Origin of the sequence: Streptomyces sp. TLI_105 (genome assembly GCF_900105415.1) — a bacterium.
Lineage (GTDB): Bacteria > Actinomycetota > Actinomycetes > Streptomycetales > Streptomycetaceae > Streptomyces.
In genome coordinates, this window is sequence record NZ_FNSM01000001.1 from 795786 (window position 1) to 811788 (window position 16003).

Here is a 16003-nt window from a genome sequence, read left to right on the forward strand (position 1 = left end):
ACGGTTGATCGACCGCGCGATCAGCCGCGGGCATTACGGCTTCCCTGGTCTCCTGCGCGTCGTCTTCGCGACGGGGCAGGCGAGTTCGATCCAGGTCGTCTTCAGGGTCGTGAACTTGTCGAGGCCGTGGAGGCTCCGGTCCGACCCGTGACCGGAGAGCTTCTGACCGCCGAAGGGCACCGAGGTGTCGCCCTCCTCGTAGCAGTTGACCCAGACCAGGCCGGCCTGGATCTCCCGCGACAGGCGGTGGGCCCGGGCGAGGTCGCCGGTCCAGATGGCGGACCCGAGTCCGTAGTCGGAGTTGTTGGCGATCGCGATCGCCTCGGCGTCGTCGCGGAACGTCGTGACCGACAGGACGGGGCCGAAGATCTCGTGCTGGGCCAGGCGGCTGTGCTGGTCCACGTCCACGAAGACCACCGGATCCACGTACAGTCCGTCGGTCCTCTTCCGGTCCGATCCGAGGACGAGCCGGGCTCCGTCCGCGATTCCCTTGCGCACCTCGTCCAGCACCTCGTCGCGATGCCCCTCGTACGCCAGAGGCCCCATCGTGGTCTCCGGGTCCAGCGGATCGCCGATCCTGTGGCGGCCGAGGTGGTCCACGACCCTGGCGACCAGCTCGTCGCGGATGTCCTCGTGCACGAGAAGCCTCGACCCCGCCGTGCACATCTGCCCGCTGTTGAAGGAGATCGCCCAGGCGGCCATCCGCGCGGCCTCGTCGAGGTCCGGTGCGTCGGGGAAGACGATGTTGGGGGACTTGCCTCCCAGTTCCAGCCAGACCGGCTTCGCGTTGGACTGTCCGGAGTAGGTCAGCAGCTGCTTTCCGACCTCCGTCGAGCCGGTGAAGGTCAGCGTGGCGACGTCGTCGTGCAGGGCCAGGGCCGAGCCGACCGTCGCACCGCTGCCGGTGACCACCTGGAGCACCCCGGCCGGCAGGCCCGCCTCGGCGGAGAGTTCCGCCGCGCGCAGGAGGGAGAGGGGCGTCTGCGTCGCGGGCTTGACGACGACGCTGTTCCCCGACACGAGGGCCGCGGGAATCTTGAACATCGACAGCGTCATCGGGAAGTTCCACGGCGTGATCGCGCCCACGACCCCCAGTGGCTCCCGCGTCACCAGGGCAACGGAGTCGTTGCGGCCGCGCGGCGACTCGTCCATCAGTTTGTCCGCGACTTCGCCGTACCAGCGGATCGTGTTGATGGCGGTGCGCAGTTCGACGGACCAGGCCACCGTGACCGGCTTGCCCATCTCGAGCGCGACCAGCAGGGCCAGTTCGTCGCGGTGCTGGTCGAGCAGGTCCGCCCAGCGGATCAGCACGGCCCCGCGCTCACGTGGCTCCAGGCCCGCCCAGACCCGGGACGAGAACGCCTGCCTGGCACCTTGGACGGCCCGGTCCACGTCGTCGCGGTCCGCGCTGGGGACGTCCGCGAAGGGCAGTCCGTCGCGCGGGCTGACGAGGGTGGCCGTCCGACCGGTCCTCGATTCGGCCCATTCGCCGTTGATCCACATTCCGCGCGACAGACTCAGCCGGCTCTTGAGAGCGAGCCAGTCGTCCAGTGAACGCGCGGTGCCGGTTCGGTCCGTGTTCACCACGTCGTGCCTCCTGTCATGGCGGGTCCGAGGGCGTTCGCCTCCGATTGGTCGACGAGCCAGTCGAAGACGGGGTCCGGCGAGGCCATCCACTCGGGATGCCACTGCACCCCCACCACCGGGCTGTCGGCGAGCCTGATGGCTTCGACGACGCCGTCGGTGGTGGTGCCCATGACGGTGAGTCCTCGGCCCAGGCGGTCGACCGCCTGGTGGTGCCAGGAGTTGACGACGCGCTGGGGCCCGTAGAGCGTGTGGGCGAGGCTTCCCGGCGTGAAGTGGACGGTGTGCTCGTCGTCGCCGTCGTCAGGTGCGAAGTTCGGGGACGAGTGGACGATCGGGCCCTCTTCTATGTGCTCGACGAGGGTGCCGCCGAGGACGATGTTGAGCAGCTGATGACCGCGGCACACGCCCAGGGTCGGAAGGTTCGCCTGGAGCGCGGCCACGAGGAGGGCCGCCTCGTACTCGTCCCGTTCGGGGTCCGGCACGTCGTGGTTCCACCTCGGGTCGACCGCGGGGTCGACCTGGGCGTTCCCGCCCCAGCGGGAAGGATGGACGTCCTGCCCGCCGGTGACGATGAGTCCGTCCAGTCGGTCGACCACCTGTTCCGCGTCACAGTTGAACGGCACGTTGACCGGTATTCCGCCAGCGGCGGCCACCTTGTCGCCGAACGCGCTGAAGTAGGAGTTGATGAACTGGAATTGGAAGCGGCGGGACGTCCCCTTCACCATGCCCAGGCTCAGGCGGCGGCCCGTGATGCCGATCAGCGGTGGCATGTTCACACCTCTCCGACCCGGGCGACGACACGAATCTCCCGTCCGGACGCCAGGGCCTTGAATCCGTCGTTGATGGTGGCCAGGTCGCACCGGGCGGTCACGAGGTCGTCGAGCTGGAGCAGGCCCATGCGGTTGAAGCGCACGTACAGCGGGACGTCGACCTTGAAGTGGTTGGAGCCCATGAAGGAGCCCTGGATGCGCTTCTCCTCCAGGAACAGCTCCGCCCCTCGTACCGGAATCGGCTGCGAGTCCGGGATCATGCCCATCACGGTGGCGGTCCCGCCCGGCCGGAGCATGGCGAACGCCTGTCCGGCCGTGGCGGCCGAACCGACCGCCTCGAACGCGTGGTGCACACCGGTGCCGGTGATCGCCCGCACCGCCTCGACCGGGTCGGTCTCCCTCGCGTCGACGACGTGCGTCGCGCCGAATCGGACGGCCCGCTCCAGCTTGCCCGGCACGACGTCGATCCCGATGACCTGCGCCGCGCCCGCCAGTTGTGCGGCTTGGACGGCGGCGAAACCGACCCCGCCAAGGCCGACGACGGCGACGCTCTGCCCGGTCTGCACCGAGGCGCTGTGCAGGACCGCGCCCATGCCCGTCGTGACGGCGCAGCCGAGCACGCTCGCCGTCTCCGGACGGATGTCGTCCGGGATGGTGACCAGGCTGTTCTTGTGGACGAGGATCATCTCCGCGAAGGCGCCGATGCCGGCGGTCGGCCGTACCGGCCGGCCGTCGAGCTTGGTCAGCCGCGGCCGGGACCGCTCCTGCTGCAGCCGTGCCCGGTTCACGCACAGCGTCTGCCTCCCGGCCACGCAGTACTCGCAGTTGCCGCAGTACGCGGACAGGCACGTCACGACCGTGTCCCCCGGCGCGAACTCCGACACGCCCGTGCCGGCGGCCACGACCCGACCGACCGCCTCGTGACCGAGGACGATCGGCGGCTGGGTCTCGAAGGTGCCGTCGATCTCGTGCAGGTCCGAATGGCACAGACCGGCGTACGCCACCTTCACCAGGACCTCGTCCGGTCCGGGATCGTCGATCAGGAGCTCCTCGAGTTCGAGGGGGCCCGGTGCCGTGTTCAGGACGGCGGCTGTTATCCGGGTGCTCATACCAGCTCGAAGTATCGGTTGCGCTCCCACGGGGTGATCCCGGAGTCGGGATCACCCCCACCGGTGTGGAACGACAGCCACTCCGACAGGCGCGTGCCGATCCAGTAGCCGACGAACTCACCGCCGAGCGCCTCGGGCAGGATCTTGTCCGCCTCCAGTGCCGCGGCCGCCTGGCTGATGCTCGCCGGGATCGGCTCCCCGTCGGGGCGGAACCAGGCCATGCCGGTCAGGGCGGTGGGCGGCTCGAGTTCGTTGCGGATCCCGAAGAGGCCTGCGCCGAGAACAGCCGCGGTGACCAGGTACATGTTCGCGTCCGAACCGGGCACGCGGTACTCGATGCGGGACTGCTTCGGGTGGTCCACGACGGCGCGCACCGCCGTCGTCTTGTTGCCGACTCCCCAACTGATGGTCGTGGGCGGGCCCTCGGCGGGGATGAGCCGGCGATAGGAGGTGATGAAGGGAAGGGAGATCGACGTCGTACCCGCCATCGCCGGCATCACGCCGCCGATGAACCGGCTCATCACGTCGGACGGACCGTCGGGGCTGTAGAAGGCGTTCCCGTCCGGCGTCGCCAGCGAGAGGTTCAGGTGCGAGGCCTGGCCCCAGGCGTCCGACCACTTCGCCATGAACGTCACGGTCCGGCCGAGCTCGTGGCCCACCTCACGCATCACCTGTCGACATCGGGCCCACCGGTCGGCGACCTCGACGGCACTGCCCATCGCGACATTGACTTCGATCTGGCCTGCGGCGGCCTCGTCGTTCCAGGCCTCCCAGTCGATGCCGATGTCCCGCAGCCGCTCCTCCACCCGCTCCAGGTACGCGCGCCAGTCCGCGTCCTTGGCGAGCACGTAAGCACCTCCGCCGGTGCCGCCGAGCGGAGTGAGGCCCTCGTAGCCCTTGGCGCGGGCTTCGCGAACCGACTCCTCGAAAATGGTCGCTTCGATCTCGATGGCGGTGTTGACCGTGAAACCGATCTCCTTGGCGTCGGCCTCGACGCGGCGCAGCAGGTTGCGCGGACAGACGGAGACCGGGGTGCCGTCCTGGGTCCAGAAGTCGCCGATGACGGCCGCCTTGCCCGGCTTCCACACGACCAGCGTGCTGAGGTCGGGGCGGAGGAAGATGTCCGCGAGTTCGCCGCGCCAGGAAGGGAAGGGGATACCGAGGATCGGGGTGCTGCTCAGGTCGTTGCCGAACACGACGTCCGCGAAGGCGAATCCCTGCTCGACGCAGCCCAGGAACTTGCCTCGCGACAGGGTCTTTCCGATGAACGTGCCGTCGAGGTTGGTCGCCTGGATCTCGACGGACGTGATGCCGTGCTCATCCAGCCAGCGGTCGAGCTCATCAATGGTCATCTCAGACACCGAATCTCACCTTCCAGTGCGCGCCACACATTGCCGACAGGTGCGCCACGCTGCCGACGACGGTGACGCCGGTCGCGATGGCGAACAGAAAAGTCTCACCGCGGCCGCTGAACACCGCCGCCAGCGCGTCTGCGGGGCCGTGCACCTCGTACGCCGGTGCGTCCTCGCCGAAGCGGATTTCCTCCTCCTCGGTCTGGCAGACCACGCGGAGCCCCTCGGGGAATCCGGTCGAGCCATGGTTCGCCGCCCAGAAGGACGATGCGGCGTCACGCCAGGCGGGCACCGGCGGGTTCAGCAGTGTCTGGACCGCCGAGGCGAGCTCGTCGGGCGTCGCGGCGAGCGCGTAATCGGAATAGGGCACGAGGGGGATCGCCTCGACGCCCTCGTCCACGCCGTGGTGGATGTCCACGCCGCCCTCGGCGAAGAGCAGGGTCGCGGCCTGGGCGTCCAGCTGCGATCGCAGCGCCACGGTGCCGGTCAACCCCGTGAGGAGATCACGGAGTTCGGGCACCGCCGCACTCTCGCGCAAGACCCTCGCCAGCGAGAGCACGAGCGGAGTCGGATCCGCTTCGACCTCGATTCTCACAGCGCCACTCATGGGCACTCACCTCAATCATTCGCGGCCGCACACGGGGTGCCGACGCCATTCTCAGAATCTCGATCAAATGACTTGCTCATTTGACTGAGTCGTTTGACTTGAACGTAGTCCCGGTGAAAGGGGGGTGTCAATCACATGGCGGCAAAGAAATCGCTCTTTGCCGGGCGCTACGTGAAGCGCAGGACGCCGTCCTCGAGAGGTGCGCTCAGGAGGTCCTTCATCTGCTCGTGGACCTGGGGATTGATCCACGGCTCGCGGTCGCCCTGGGCCGGCATGTCGTCCATGTGGCGCACGAGGTAGCCCGAGGAGACGTCCTTGACCCAGGGTCCTCGCGACATGCCCCGGTCCTCGTCGCGCAGAACAGGCGTCACGACCGTCGTACCCAGTTCGTCCATCCTGGTGAGCAGCGAGCTCCAGAACCGGTTGACCAGTTCGAGGCGGAGCGTCCAGGAGGAGTTGAGGTAGCCGAAGGCCATGAGGAGGTTCGGGACCCCGCTGAACGCGACCCCCTTGTAGGTGAAGGTCTGCGAGAAATCGACCGGCTCGCCGCCCATGCTGAACCGGATCTTCCCGAGTGTGACGAGCTGCAGGCCGGTCGCGGTCACGATCACGTCGGCCGGAACCTCTTCGCCGGACGCCACCCGGAGGCCACCCTCCGTGAACGTCTCGATGTGCCCCGTCACCACCTCGGCCCTGCCGTCCCGGACGGCGTGGAAGAGGTCCCCGTTGGGCACCAGGCACACGCGCTGGTCCCAGGGCTCGTAGGCCGGGGTGAAGTGCTTCTCCCGGCACTCGCGGCCGACGATCTTCTCGATCTCGTCGAAGAGGTGCTTCTTGAAGGCCTGGGGATCGGTGCGCGCGAAGTGGTACTTCACCTGCTGGTCACGGAGGTTGCGCAGCCGGATCCGCGTGAACGCCTCCCGGTCCCCCACTTCCGCGCGCAGCCGGTTGGCCTGCTCGTCGACATCGGAGTCGATGGCCACGTAGGTGGGCGACCGCTGCACCATCGTGACCTTCGACGCGGTCCGGGCGAGGGCCGGGACCAGGGTGATCGCGGTGGCACCGGATCCGATGACGACGACCCGCTTTCCGGTGCAGTCGAGGTCGGCCGGCCACTGCTGGGGATGGACGATCGCCCCGCGGAACGCCGCCTGGCCGGGGAACTCCGGCTTGTGGCCGCCCTCGTGGTCGTAGTAGCCCGCGGCCATGTAGAGGTACGAACAGGCGACGCGTTCGCGACCGGCGGGGCCCGCGACCTCCAAGACCCAGGAGCGGTCGTCCTGCGACCAGTCGGCGGCGACGACCCGGCGACCGAGGCGGATGTGCCGCCTCAACCCGTACTCGTCGACGGTCTCCCTCAGGTAGTCGAGGATGGCCTCGCCCGACGCGATCGACTTCTCGGCGGTCCACGGCTTGAAACCGTATCCCAGCGTGAACATGTCACTGTCGGACCGGATCCCGGGGTACCGGAACAGGTCCCACGTGCCCCCGAGGTCGTCCCGCGCCTCGAGCATGACGAACGACCGACCTGGATGCGTCGCCGTCAGTTCGACCGCCGCCGCGATGCCCGAGAGGCCGGCGCCGACGATCACCACGTCGACGCGCTCATTGGTCTGATCCATAAGGGTCACTTCCCGCCTTGTTCGCACGATGCGTCCGGCACGTCGGACCGGCCCGGCACCACGTGCGCGGAGTTCCCGATCGCCCCTGGACAGGGCATTGCGACGGCCTCGCGGAGTTGAGTAGAGTCACATGACTAGATCGGACGTCTAGATCATTCGTCCCACTTGATGGTAGCCAGGTCCTCCGGCCCGGCGTCAACCCCCGGCGAAGTCGATCGCGTCCTCCGCGGCCAGGCATCAGCGCTGCCGCGCACCCGCACGCCGACACGGCAACCGCCCGACCCAAGGAGCAATGAATTGCTGAGCACGATGCAGGACGGGCCACTGTCGCTCGCCAATCTGCTGCGCTACGCGACCTCCGTGCACGCCGACGCCACCGTCACCACCTGGACGGGCCGGGCGGCACGCCGACGCACGTTCGGTGAACTGGGCACGCGGGCCGCCCGGCTGGCGAACGCTCTGCGCGGCCTGGGCGTCGGGCCTTCCGATCGCGTGGCGACGTTCATGTGGAACAACAGCGAGCACATGGAGGTCTACGCGACGGTCCCCGCCATGGGCGCGGTTCTTCACGCCCTGAACATCCGCCTCTTCCCCGAGCAGCTCGTGTTCACGGCCACCCACGCCGAGGACCGCGTGGTGTTCGTGGACGGGACGCTCGCGTCCGCTTTCGAAGGAGTACTCCCCCGGCTCCACACCGTGCGTCACGTGATCGTCGTGAACGGTGACGCGGCCGGCTTCCGCGCGCCTCGGGGGGTCGAGGTCCACGACTACGAGCCCCTCCTCGAGGCGCAGCCCGCCGTGTACGACTTCCCCGTGCTGGACGAACGCTCGGCCGCGGCGATGTGCTACACCTCGGGCACCACGGGCGATCCCAAGGGCGTGGTGTACTCCCACCGTTCGCTCTTCCTGCACGCGATGCACGTGACCACTCCGGCCGCGATGGGGCTGGCGACGAGCGACACGTGTCTGGCGATCGTGCCGATGTTCCACGTCAACGCCTGGAGTCTGCCGTTCGCGTCCATGCTCTCCGGCGCGTCACTCCTCATGCCCGACCGCTTCCTGCAGCCCGAGCCGCTGCTGGCCATGATGGAAGCGGAGCGACCGACGTCCGCCGCCGCCGTACCGACCATCTGGACGGGGCTCGCCGCGAGACTCGCGACCCACCCACAGGACATCAGCCACCTACGCGAAGTCGTCGTGGGAGGCTCGGCCATGCCGCCCACGCTGATGAAGACCTTCGAGGAGCACCACGGGGTCAAGGTCGTCCACGGTTGGGGGATGACCGAGACCTCGTCCGTGGGCACAGTGGCCCACCCGCCGGCCCGTGCGACCGGTGAAGACCGGTGGCGCTACAGGATGAGCCAGGGACGGTTCGCGCCGCTGGTCGAGTTCAGGCTCAAGGGCGACGACGACGCTCCCGTGCCCCACGACGGCGAGTCGCTCGGCGAGTTGGAGGTGAGGGGACCCTGGATCACGGGCTCCTATTACAGCCCGGACGACGAGCCGGTCGAAGCCGGCGCCTTCGACGACGGATGGCTGCGGACCGGCGACGTCGGCCGGATCAGTCCCGACGGATTCCTCACCCTCGTCGACCGGGCGAAGGACGTCATCAAGTCCGGCGGCGAGTGGATCTCCTCCATCGACATGGAGAACGACATCATGGCGCATCCCGCCGTCGCCGAGGCTGCCGTCTTCGGCGTCCCCGACGAGCGCTGGGACGAACGGCCCTGCGTGGCCGTCGTCCTGAGGAACGGCGCGGGTGAACCGGCCGACGCCGCGGCACTGAGGGAACACCTGGCCGAGAGCTGGGCCAAGTGGCAGCTCCCGGAACGCTGGGCCTTCGTCGCCGAGATCCCCAAGACCAGCGTGGGGAAGTTCGACAAGAAGGTCCTGCGCCGCCAGTACGCCGATCGCCGGCTCGCCTTCGTCCACTTGGGCTAGGCGATGCCTTCACATGATCTCGCTTGGTGGGTCATGGTGGGACGTGCCCGAGCGGTACGGGCCGTGGGCTACGCTCCATACCCGTTTCCGCAGGTGGGCGATGGACGGAACGCTCGACCGGATGCTTTGGGCCGCCTAGGCGAGAGCCGATGCCGCAGGTGACGTCGATCGGCTCGTCGCGGTTGACTCGACCGTCGCGCATCCCCACCAGCACGCGGCCGGGGCCCGAGAAGGGGGCTTCGCGGCCCCGCTCTCGGACGGTCCAGAGGGGGGCTGAACAGCAAGATCCACCTGGTCTGCGACGGCCGGGGCCGTCCCCTCGCCATCGTCGTCACCGGCGGCAACACCAACGACTGCACCCCGTTCACCGCCGTGATGGAGGCGATCCGGGTGCCCGCATCGGGCCGGGCCGCCCCGTGTCCGGCCCGGCCACGTCCTGGGCGACAAGGGCTACGGCTCGAAAGCGATCCACACCTGGCTCCGCCGTCGCGGCATCCCGCACACGATTCCCGAGCGGGCCGACCAGGTCCGTGACCGGGCCCGGCACGGCAGCCGAGGGGGCCGCCCGCCGGCCCGCAAGCAGCCCTGATGACGACGCCGAAGCCCGTGGTGGGGCCGTGGTACCGTAAAAGTGGGTCAATTGATTTAGTCGGTCTCACGGAGTGCTGGACGGCGTGCGCGCCGGCGGACACGCGGCTAGAGCAGTTGGTCGAGACGGCTGTGCGGGTGATCGCCCGCGAAGGTGCCGACGGAGCCGCCACCCGGAAGATCGCCGATGAGGCGCAGGCGCCTCGCTCCTCCCTCCCTACTGCTTCCAGAAAACGAAAAACCTCCTGCTCGCCGTTTTCACACGTCTCGCCGGAAAACGCCTGTCAGGGTCGATCTGCTGGACGGGAACGAGGGCTTGGGGCGCGCTGCCGAGGGTGCCGTGACGCGGAGCATGAAGTAGGCCGGAAACCTCACCTAAAAGGAGATCAGGACAGCATGAGGACCGACGGCACGAAATACAGCAGCTTCACCGGCTGGATCGACCGGCCGGACGACGTGCAGCCCGCGCTGGACGGCGATCTCACCTGTGACATCGCCGTCATCGGCGGCGGCATGGGTGGCATGGCGGCTGCGCTGCGCCTCGCGGACCGTGATCAGGACGTGGTCCTGCTGGAGGCCGAGTTCTGCGGCTACGGCTCGGCCTCGCGCAACGGCGGTCAGATCGCCGGGGCGCCGGGTGGCGACCTGCGGATGCTCAGCCTCCAGTCCCCGAAGAAGATGCCGGTCATGGTCAAACTGGCGGAACACGCGGGCCACTACGTGGAAGACCTCATCAAGACGCACGACATCGACTGCGACTACGTGGCGAACGGCCTGGTGTGAGGTGCGGTCTCACCCCTCATGATGCTCAGGGTGCGCACTCAGGCGGCGATCCTGCGCGCCTTCGGTGGGCAGGGGACCGTCGGCAGCAGGGAGGAACTCGGCCTCCCTGCCGGCTTCGTGGGCGGTATGCGGGAGTCCATCGGCGGGATACTGAACCCGGGCAAGCTCGCTCGTGGTGTGCGTCGCGCGCTGCTCGCCTCCTCGGCCAAGGTCTTCGAGCAGTCACGGGTGAGTGATGTCCGGCGGACAGGCCGCATCGTCGAGCTCACGACACCGCACGGCACCGTGCGGGCCAACAAGGTGGTGCTCGCGACCAGCGTCTACGGCGGCGAGTGGGACATCACGCCCAAGAACCTCGCGACGCCGCTGTACGTCATCGAGATCGAGTCGGAACCCATCGCGCCGGAGCGGCTCGCGAAGCTGGACTGGACCAGTCGGTCCGGCATCATCACCCAGCACCAATTGATGACCCACTACCGGCTCACCGAGCGCAACACCATCGTCTGCGGGGTCCGCCAAGCGCAGCGAGGCCAGACCTACCCGCTCCCGGACCGGCTCCCGGACCCCCGTGTCGTGCAGGACATGGGGAAGGATCTGGCCAACCGGTTCCCGTCGCTGTCCGACGTGGCCATCGAGCGGGCCTGGGGCGGTTGGATCGGCATCAGCCCGGACTGGCTGTCGATCGCCGGGCAGGTGGGCGACAACGTCTTCTACTCGATGGCCTGCAACGGCCACGGCCTCTGTCAGGTGCCGTACGTGGCCCACCAGCTCGCCGACTACATCGTCGACGGTGAGATGCCGGAGGACCTCACCGGCATCTGGTCGGACGCCACGAAGTACTCGCCGTCGATGTCGCTGCTGATGCAGCCGTTCGTCCTCCGAGCCATCTGGGGGCTGGACCGTTTCAACGATTTCTTCAATGGCAGCAGGACGCTGGCCCGGCGGACGCTCCGTCGTAGCAGGCGCAGGGACTCCTGAAGGTTGGGGTGGCGCCCGATCCATGACGGCGTGGCACATGAGATCGCCACCCGCTACGACGAGACCGCCGAGTCCTACGAAGCGGCCGCCCTCGCGTCACTCCTGATGCAGGCCTGACATTTGACGACAGGAGCTAGGAGCCATCGCGTCCGGGCCGTCGGGGACAACAGCCCACCGGTGCTTCCGGAAATGCACGAGTCCGGCTCGCGGGGCGAGCCGGACTCGTCGGGGTGCGCTCGTGACGACGGCGTTTCCGGCACCCGCTCGCGCGTCCGGAAACGCCGCCCCTCAGGCGGTCTCTCGCGCACCCTCCTTCAGGAAGGCTTTCAGCATCGCGCAGGCGGTCGCCGTGTCACGCAACGTGCGCTCCTTGTCGCCGTCCGAGAACAGCTGCAGCGAGAGCCCGTCGACCAGGCACATCGTGACCCTCAGCACGGACTGCAGCTCCTCGTCCGGGAGCGACACGTCGACCTGGCGCAGGACGGCCTCCGACGACCTGAGAAAGGTGGCGTAGAAGCCGACCGAAAGCTCGGGGTCGTAGCGCTCCGCCCACAGCGTGACCTCGATCATGGCCCGCGCCCTGACGGGGTTCTCCACGCTCCACCGCATGGCGCCCGTCAGGCACAGCTCGAGAACGTCCCCCAGGCTCGCGCCCTCGCCCTCCGGCAGATCGGCGGCGACGGGCATCTCCTCGGAGAGCTGCGCGAAGACGGCGAGCAGGAGGTTCTCCTTGTTCTGGAAGCAGTAGTGGAGGGAGGCGAGGGGTGCCTTCGCCTCATCGGCGATCTTCCGGGTGGTGGCTCCGTCGGCGCCCTCGCGTGCGATCACCCGCACGGCCGCCTCGATCAACTGCTCCCGCCGCGCCTCCGCCGACACGTACGCCATCCGACACTCCCAGAGGAACTGACTCAGTCATTTGAACCACTTAAACGTATCATGGTCCAACCATCCACTCCGGGGAACGATGTGGTCACTTCCCTGCGCTGCTGCGGTCTCGGTCCGCCTTGCGGGGCAGCGCTCGAAGTTCTGGCGTGGCGTCGGCGGTCGGTGCCACCTGAAGATTTCGAAGTGCCGACTGCCCACCGGCCCCGGAGCAAGGGTCCCCGTAGCCCCGGACCGCCGTCCCTGCGCACTGTCGTGCGCGCGAACCCCCGGTGGGGTGGGCCATCCGGAGCTCCCGCCCCGGCGTGGAGACTCAGCCGCCGGTGCGCGCCACCTTCGTGAGGGCGAAGAAGCCGAGTTCTCCGAAGCCGGCCTTCTCGGCCTCGTTCAGGTTTTCCACGGTGGCCTTGAGCAGCCTGGCCTTGAAGCCCGTGGCCTGCATGACGTCGAGCCCGGCACGGCAGCCCTCGGCGTATGCGCTCAGATGGGCGATGTCGGTCTCGTGCTGGTCGCTCGCGATCGCGGCGACCGACTCCTTCGCCATGACGGCGAAGGTCTGGAAGAGCATCTCGCTCAGCGCGTTGAAGGTATCCGGGACGACGCCCTGGTCCAGGGCGTAGGTCGCCGCCTCGACATAGGCGCTCAGCGCCGGCACGTAGAACGCGCCCATGATGCCGGCGTCGAGCACGCTGGCGGCCTTGGCGTCGCCCGACACCAGCGCCGAGTTGGCGCCCGTCGCCATCAGGGTCTGCTCGTGCTCGACCCACGCCTGTGATGAGCCCGAGTAGAGGACCAGACCTTCCTCGGTGCCGATCTGCGGCGGGTAGCAGAGAATCGCGCCGTCGAGGTACGGAACGCCGCGCTCGCCGGCCCAGGCCTGCCATTCCGCGGCCTGTGCCGGGGTGCCGGTGCCGACGTTGACCAGCGTGGTGCCGCTCCAGTCGGTGACACCTGCGAGCACCTCGCGCGCCGCGTCGTACGTCGAGATGCAGGCGACCACCAGCTTTGAGGACCGCACGGCCTCGTCGATGTCCTGGATCGGGCTCACTCCGTGGGGTGCGAGGGCTTCGGCCTTGGCCGGGGAGCGGTTCCACGCGGCCGTCTTGCGGCCCTTTGCGGCGAAGTTGCGGGCCAGCGCGGCGCCCATGGGTCCGCAGCCGAGCACGGCCACGTCGTACGTCTTGGCTCCTGTGGTGTCAGACATTGCGTTTCCTCTCTGTCGACGGAACCGAAGGCCGGTGCCCATCGCGTGACCGGCCCGGAAGAGCACCCGGTTCGAATCCTCGGTGCGAGGCTCAGGAGCGAGCGATGCTCGGTTCGTTCGAAGCCCCCTCCGTATCCGTCGCCACGTTGTGGTCGTGCAGGGCTCGGTACGAGAGGAAGTACACGAAGGCCTGGGTGCCCCAGGTGCTGAGAGCGAGGATGTAGAAGATCGTCCCGTATTCGTCGTCGCCAGGAATCGGGAAGAAGTCGTACGTGACGGCGATCGTGGCCGCCGCGGCGGTGGTCAGCGCGGCAGCGGCGGCCAGGCCCCTGGCGCGGATCTTCCAGAGCCGCCACGAGAAGTAGGCGAGGAACACGGTGGAGATCGCGTTGACGACGACGTAGAACACCGCCGGAACGACGTGGAGTCCATGACCGTGGAACTGCCGGAGGTACAGCCCGGCGACGATGCCCAGCGCGAACACGGCGATGTCGACCGCCTTCGTCGGCTTGTACCGGTGCGTCACTCGCATCAGACCCATGATGAGGATCAGGGAGACGCCCACCGATCGCGAGAACGCGTCGAAGAAGTACGCGATGGCGTACATGGGACTTCCCGTGTCGCCTCCGAGGAGGGACCAGGCGAGGAAGTTCGAGCCGGACGTGGCGATGATGAGCCATTCCAGGCCGAGCAGGTAATTGCCGTACTGCCGGATGAGTTTCCATCCGTAGAAGAAGCCGGCGAAGATCATCCAGATGTCGGCCAGCATGAGGAGCAGTTCTTTCATGGTTTACGGTTCCTTCGGCCAGGCCCTCCGCTGCCGAGCGGAGGGCCGATCTGTACAGGGATTCGTCGAACTGCCTCGGACGTGCATGCCGTCGGAGTGAGGGGGCCGGTTCAGGACGCGGCGGCTTCGGCCCGTCGGCCGGACCGGGCGCGGGAGATCAGCACGGTCACCACGACGAGCAGGGCGAGAAGGCCGGAGATCCCGTAGCCGATGCCGTAGAGGCCCTTTGCGGCGACTTCGAGTCCGGTTCCGGGCACCGGGACCACGGAGGCGCTGAGGTCGCCGCTGACCAGTGCCGTGCCGAAGGCGAAACCGACGGCCATGAAGGTGCCGGCGGCACCGGCGGCCATGCCGGCCTTCTCCTCGGGCACCGCCATCTGCACCAGGGTGAAGCTTGCGGTGTAGCCGATCCTGCATCCGAGACCCATCACGGCAGCGCCCACGAGGTAGTGCCACGGCCGGTCGTGCGCCACGGCGAGCCAGGCGAGTCCCGCCGCGCTGATGAGCGCCCCGAGGATGAAGACGGGCACACCACGCCCGTTGAACAAGGCACGGTCGAGCACCGAACCGCGCACCAGGAACGCAGCCGCGAAGGGCACCATGAGCCACGCGGTGTCCAGCGCGCTGAGCCCGAGGCCGTAGGCGTCCGCGGGGCGAAGAGCCTCGGAAGCGATCTGGGCGTACGTGCTGAGCAGGAGCAGGAAGGCCGAGTTCACCGCCGCGAACAACGCGATGCACAGACAGGAAGCGGTGACCAGGGGCGCCTTCATCAGTGCCACGTCGAACACCGCCGAGGACGACCTCCGCTCCACGCGCACCCAGGCGATGCCGCCGACGACGCCGGCCACCAGCGGAATGAGCGCGGCGCTGCCCCACACGAGGCCCTGCGTCAGAGTGAGCAGGATGGCAGCGACCCACGCGATCATCCACACCGTGCCGAGCACTCCGATGCGGCGGGCGCGCTCGGCGGGCGGGGCGTGCGGGATCGTGGCGTAGGACGCAACGGTCGTGGCCGCGCATGCGGCGGTGAGGATGACGAAGAAGCTTCGCAGCGACAGGTTCTCGACGATGAAGCCGCCGCCGATCATGCCGGCGACGATGCCGACGCCGGTGGCGATGACCAGGACCGCGACTCCCACCGAGATGCCGCTCTCACCGAGATTGCGGCGCAGGAAACCGAGCGGGAGCAGCTGCGCCGCGCCGCCGAAGCCCATGAGAGTGCAGCCGACCAGAAGGGTCGGATACGAGTCGCCGACGGCCGGAATGAGCGCGCCGAGCGTGAGGAACGCGGAGGCCGCCACGGAGGCGTTCCGGTCGCCGTGCACGTCGGCGAGACGCGGCAACAGGATGAAGCCGGCTCCCCCGCCCAGGGTCAGCACCGAGTAGACCCATGTCGTGTCGGCCACTGTGGCGAGGTGGTACTGCGCCTGGATGACCGACAGGAGGGGCGGCAGGACGAAGACGACCGCGTTGGTCAGGACGACCAGCAGCGCGGCTACGCCGATGAGCGCCCCCTTGTGCGGCGCAGGGCGAGAAGGCACCTCGCGGGCGAGTGCGTCGGGCTGAGGGATTTCTGTCATGGGTTTCTCCGGTTCCTGATCAGATGGGGCCCGGGCGCCCGGCGCCGATGGCGACGGCGAAGCGGCCTTCATGGCCGAGCAGCTGCATGGGCGGCAGGGGTTTTCCTCGGGGCGCAGGAAAGCGAGGTCGTCGCCCGTCGAGAGCCCTTCGGTGATCACGCCGCGATCGCTCGTGATCACCTCGGTCGCAGCGCCCGCGAGGGCGTCGGCAGG

Annotated in this window: 12 protein-coding genes and 3 pseudogenes; 5 read left to right on the plus strand and 10 right to left on the minus strand. The window is 68.5% G+C overall.

The features are described from left to right. Positions 1-33: 33 nt before the first annotated feature. The 6 genes from BLW86_RS03690 to BLW86_RS03715 all read right to left on the minus strand — a co-directional run bounded on the left by BLW86_RS03690 (position 34) and on the right by BLW86_RS03715 (position 7047). Positions 34-1503 (minus strand): aldehyde dehydrogenase family protein, encoded by a 1470-nt coding sequence (locus BLW86_RS03690; protein ID WP_093878483.1) that lies wholly within the window; start codon positions 1501-1503, stop codon positions 34-36. A 77-nt stretch (positions 1504-1580) separates the two neighbouring features. Next, on the minus strand, positions 1581-2357 hold the full coding sequence (locus tag BLW86_RS03695) for a gamma-glutamyl-gamma-aminobutyrate hydrolase family protein (RefSeq protein ID WP_093872670.1): 777 nt from the start codon (positions 2355-2357) through the stop codon (positions 1581-1583). A 2-nt stretch (positions 2358-2359) separates the two neighbouring features. Continuing rightward, positions 2360-3466: a zinc-binding dehydrogenase gene (locus BLW86_RS03700; protein ID WP_093872671.1), complete on the minus strand. Its 1107-nt coding sequence runs from the start codon at positions 3464-3466 to the stop codon at positions 2360-2362. Further along, positions 3463-4818 (minus strand): glutamine synthetase family protein, encoded by a 1356-nt coding sequence (locus BLW86_RS03705; protein ID WP_093872672.1) that lies wholly within the window; start codon positions 4816-4818, stop codon positions 3463-3465. The genes BLW86_RS03700 and BLW86_RS03705 overlap by 4 nt, the downstream gene beginning before the upstream one ends. 1 nt (position 4819) lies before the next feature. Continuing rightward, positions 4820-5413: a hypothetical protein gene (locus BLW86_RS03710; protein ID WP_093872673.1), complete on the minus strand. Its 594-nt coding sequence runs from the start codon at positions 5411-5413 to the stop codon at positions 4820-4822. 179 nt (positions 5414-5592) lie between these two features. Next, positions 5593-7047, minus strand: coding sequence for a flavin-containing monooxygenase (locus BLW86_RS03715; RefSeq protein ID WP_093872674.1), 1455 nt, complete (start codon positions 7045-7047; stop codon positions 5593-5595). 297 nt (positions 7048-7344) lie between these two features. On the opposite strand from BLW86_RS03715, the gene BLW86_RS03720 reads away from it, so the two are divergent. From BLW86_RS03720 to BLW86_RS03730, 5 genes and pseudogenes are all read left to right on the plus strand, one after another. Beyond that, positions 7345-8988 carry a long-chain fatty acid--CoA ligase gene (locus BLW86_RS03720; protein WP_093872675.1) on the plus strand — a complete coding sequence of 548 codons (1644 nt, stop codon included), beginning with the start codon at positions 7345-7347 and terminating at the stop codon, positions 8986-8988. A 13-nt stretch (positions 8989-9001) separates the two neighbouring features. Then, the gene (locus BLW86_RS43910; RefSeq protein WP_093872676.1) at positions 9002-9127 is read left to right on the plus strand and encodes a transposase; all 126 of its coding nucleotides are present in this window, start codon (positions 9002-9004) and stop codon (positions 9125-9127) included. A gap of 128 nt (positions 9128-9255) precedes the next feature. Next, positions 9256-9366, plus strand: a pseudogene (locus tag BLW86_RS43915) (IS5/IS1182 family transposase); the annotation flags it as partial. Between the two features lie 46 nt (positions 9367-9412). Further along, positions 9413-9577: pseudogene (locus BLW86_RS43920) on the plus strand (transposase); the annotation flags it as partial. Positions 9578-9972: 395 nt separating this feature from the next. After that, positions 9973-11337 (plus strand): annotated as a pseudogene (locus BLW86_RS03730) (NAD(P)/FAD-dependent oxidoreductase). A 288-nt stretch (positions 11338-11625) separates the two neighbouring features. Here BLW86_RS03730 and BLW86_RS03735 read toward each other — a convergent pair. The 4 genes from BLW86_RS03735 to BLW86_RS03750 form a co-directional block, all read right to left on the minus strand. After that, on the minus strand, positions 11626-12222 hold the full coding sequence (locus BLW86_RS03735; RefSeq protein ID WP_093872677.1) for a TetR/AcrR family transcriptional regulator: 597 nt from the start codon (positions 12220-12222) through the stop codon (positions 11626-11628). 310 nt (positions 12223-12532) lie between these two features. Then, entirely contained in the window at positions 12533-13423 is an 891-nt protein-coding gene (locus tag BLW86_RS03740; RefSeq protein ID WP_177181543.1) for an NAD(P)-binding domain-containing protein, read from the minus strand. 91 nt (positions 13424-13514) lie between these two features. Then, positions 13515-14210 (minus strand): transporter, encoded by a 696-nt coding sequence (locus tag BLW86_RS03745; protein ID WP_093872679.1) that lies wholly within the window; start codon positions 14208-14210, stop codon positions 13515-13517. 110 nt (positions 14211-14320) lie between these two features. Then, positions 14321-15790 (minus strand): MFS transporter, encoded by a 1470-nt coding sequence (locus tag BLW86_RS03750; protein ID WP_093872680.1) that lies wholly within the window; start codon positions 15788-15790, stop codon positions 14321-14323. Positions 15791-16003 lie beyond the last annotated feature (213 nt).

Excerpts from the sequence above, each read along its gene's own strand:
- BLW86_RS03690 (WP_093878483.1), bottom strand. The coding sequence starts at position 1,503 with ATGTGGATCAACGGCGAATGGGCCGAATCGAGGACCGGTCGGACGGCC.
- BLW86_RS03700 (WP_093872671.1), bottom strand. The coding sequence starts at position 3,466 with ATGAGCACCCGGATAACAGCCGCCGTCCTGAACACGGCACCGGGCCCC.
- BLW86_RS03735 (WP_093872677.1), bottom strand. The coding sequence starts at position 12,222 with ATGGCGTACGTGTCGGCGGAGGCGCGGCGGGAGCAGTTGATCGAGGCG.
- BLW86_RS03745 (WP_093872679.1), bottom strand. The coding sequence starts at position 14,210 with ATGAAAGAACTGCTCCTCATGCTGGCCGACATCTGGATGATCTTCGCC.
- BLW86_RS03740 (WP_177181543.1), bottom strand. The coding sequence starts at position 13,423 with ATGTCTGACACCACAGGAGCCAAGACGTACGACGTGGCCGTGCTCGGC.
- BLW86_RS03705 (WP_093872672.1), bottom strand. The coding sequence starts at position 4,818 with ATGACCATTGATGAGCTCGACCGCTGGCTGGATGAGCACGGCATCACG.
- BLW86_RS03715 (WP_093872674.1), bottom strand. The coding sequence starts at position 7,047 with ATGGATCAGACCAATGAGCGCGTCGACGTGGTGATCGTCGGCGCCGGC.
- BLW86_RS43910 (WP_093872676.1), top strand. The coding sequence starts at position 9,002 with ATGATCTCGCTTGGTGGGTCATGGTGGGACGTGCCCGAGCGGTACGGG.
- BLW86_RS03695 (WP_093872670.1), bottom strand. The coding sequence starts at position 2,357 with ATGCCACCGCTGATCGGCATCACGGGCCGCCGCCTGAGCCTGGGCATG.
- BLW86_RS03750 (WP_093872680.1), bottom strand. The coding sequence starts at position 15,790 with ATGACAGAAATCCCTCAGCCCGACGCACTCGCCCGCGAGGTGCCTTCT.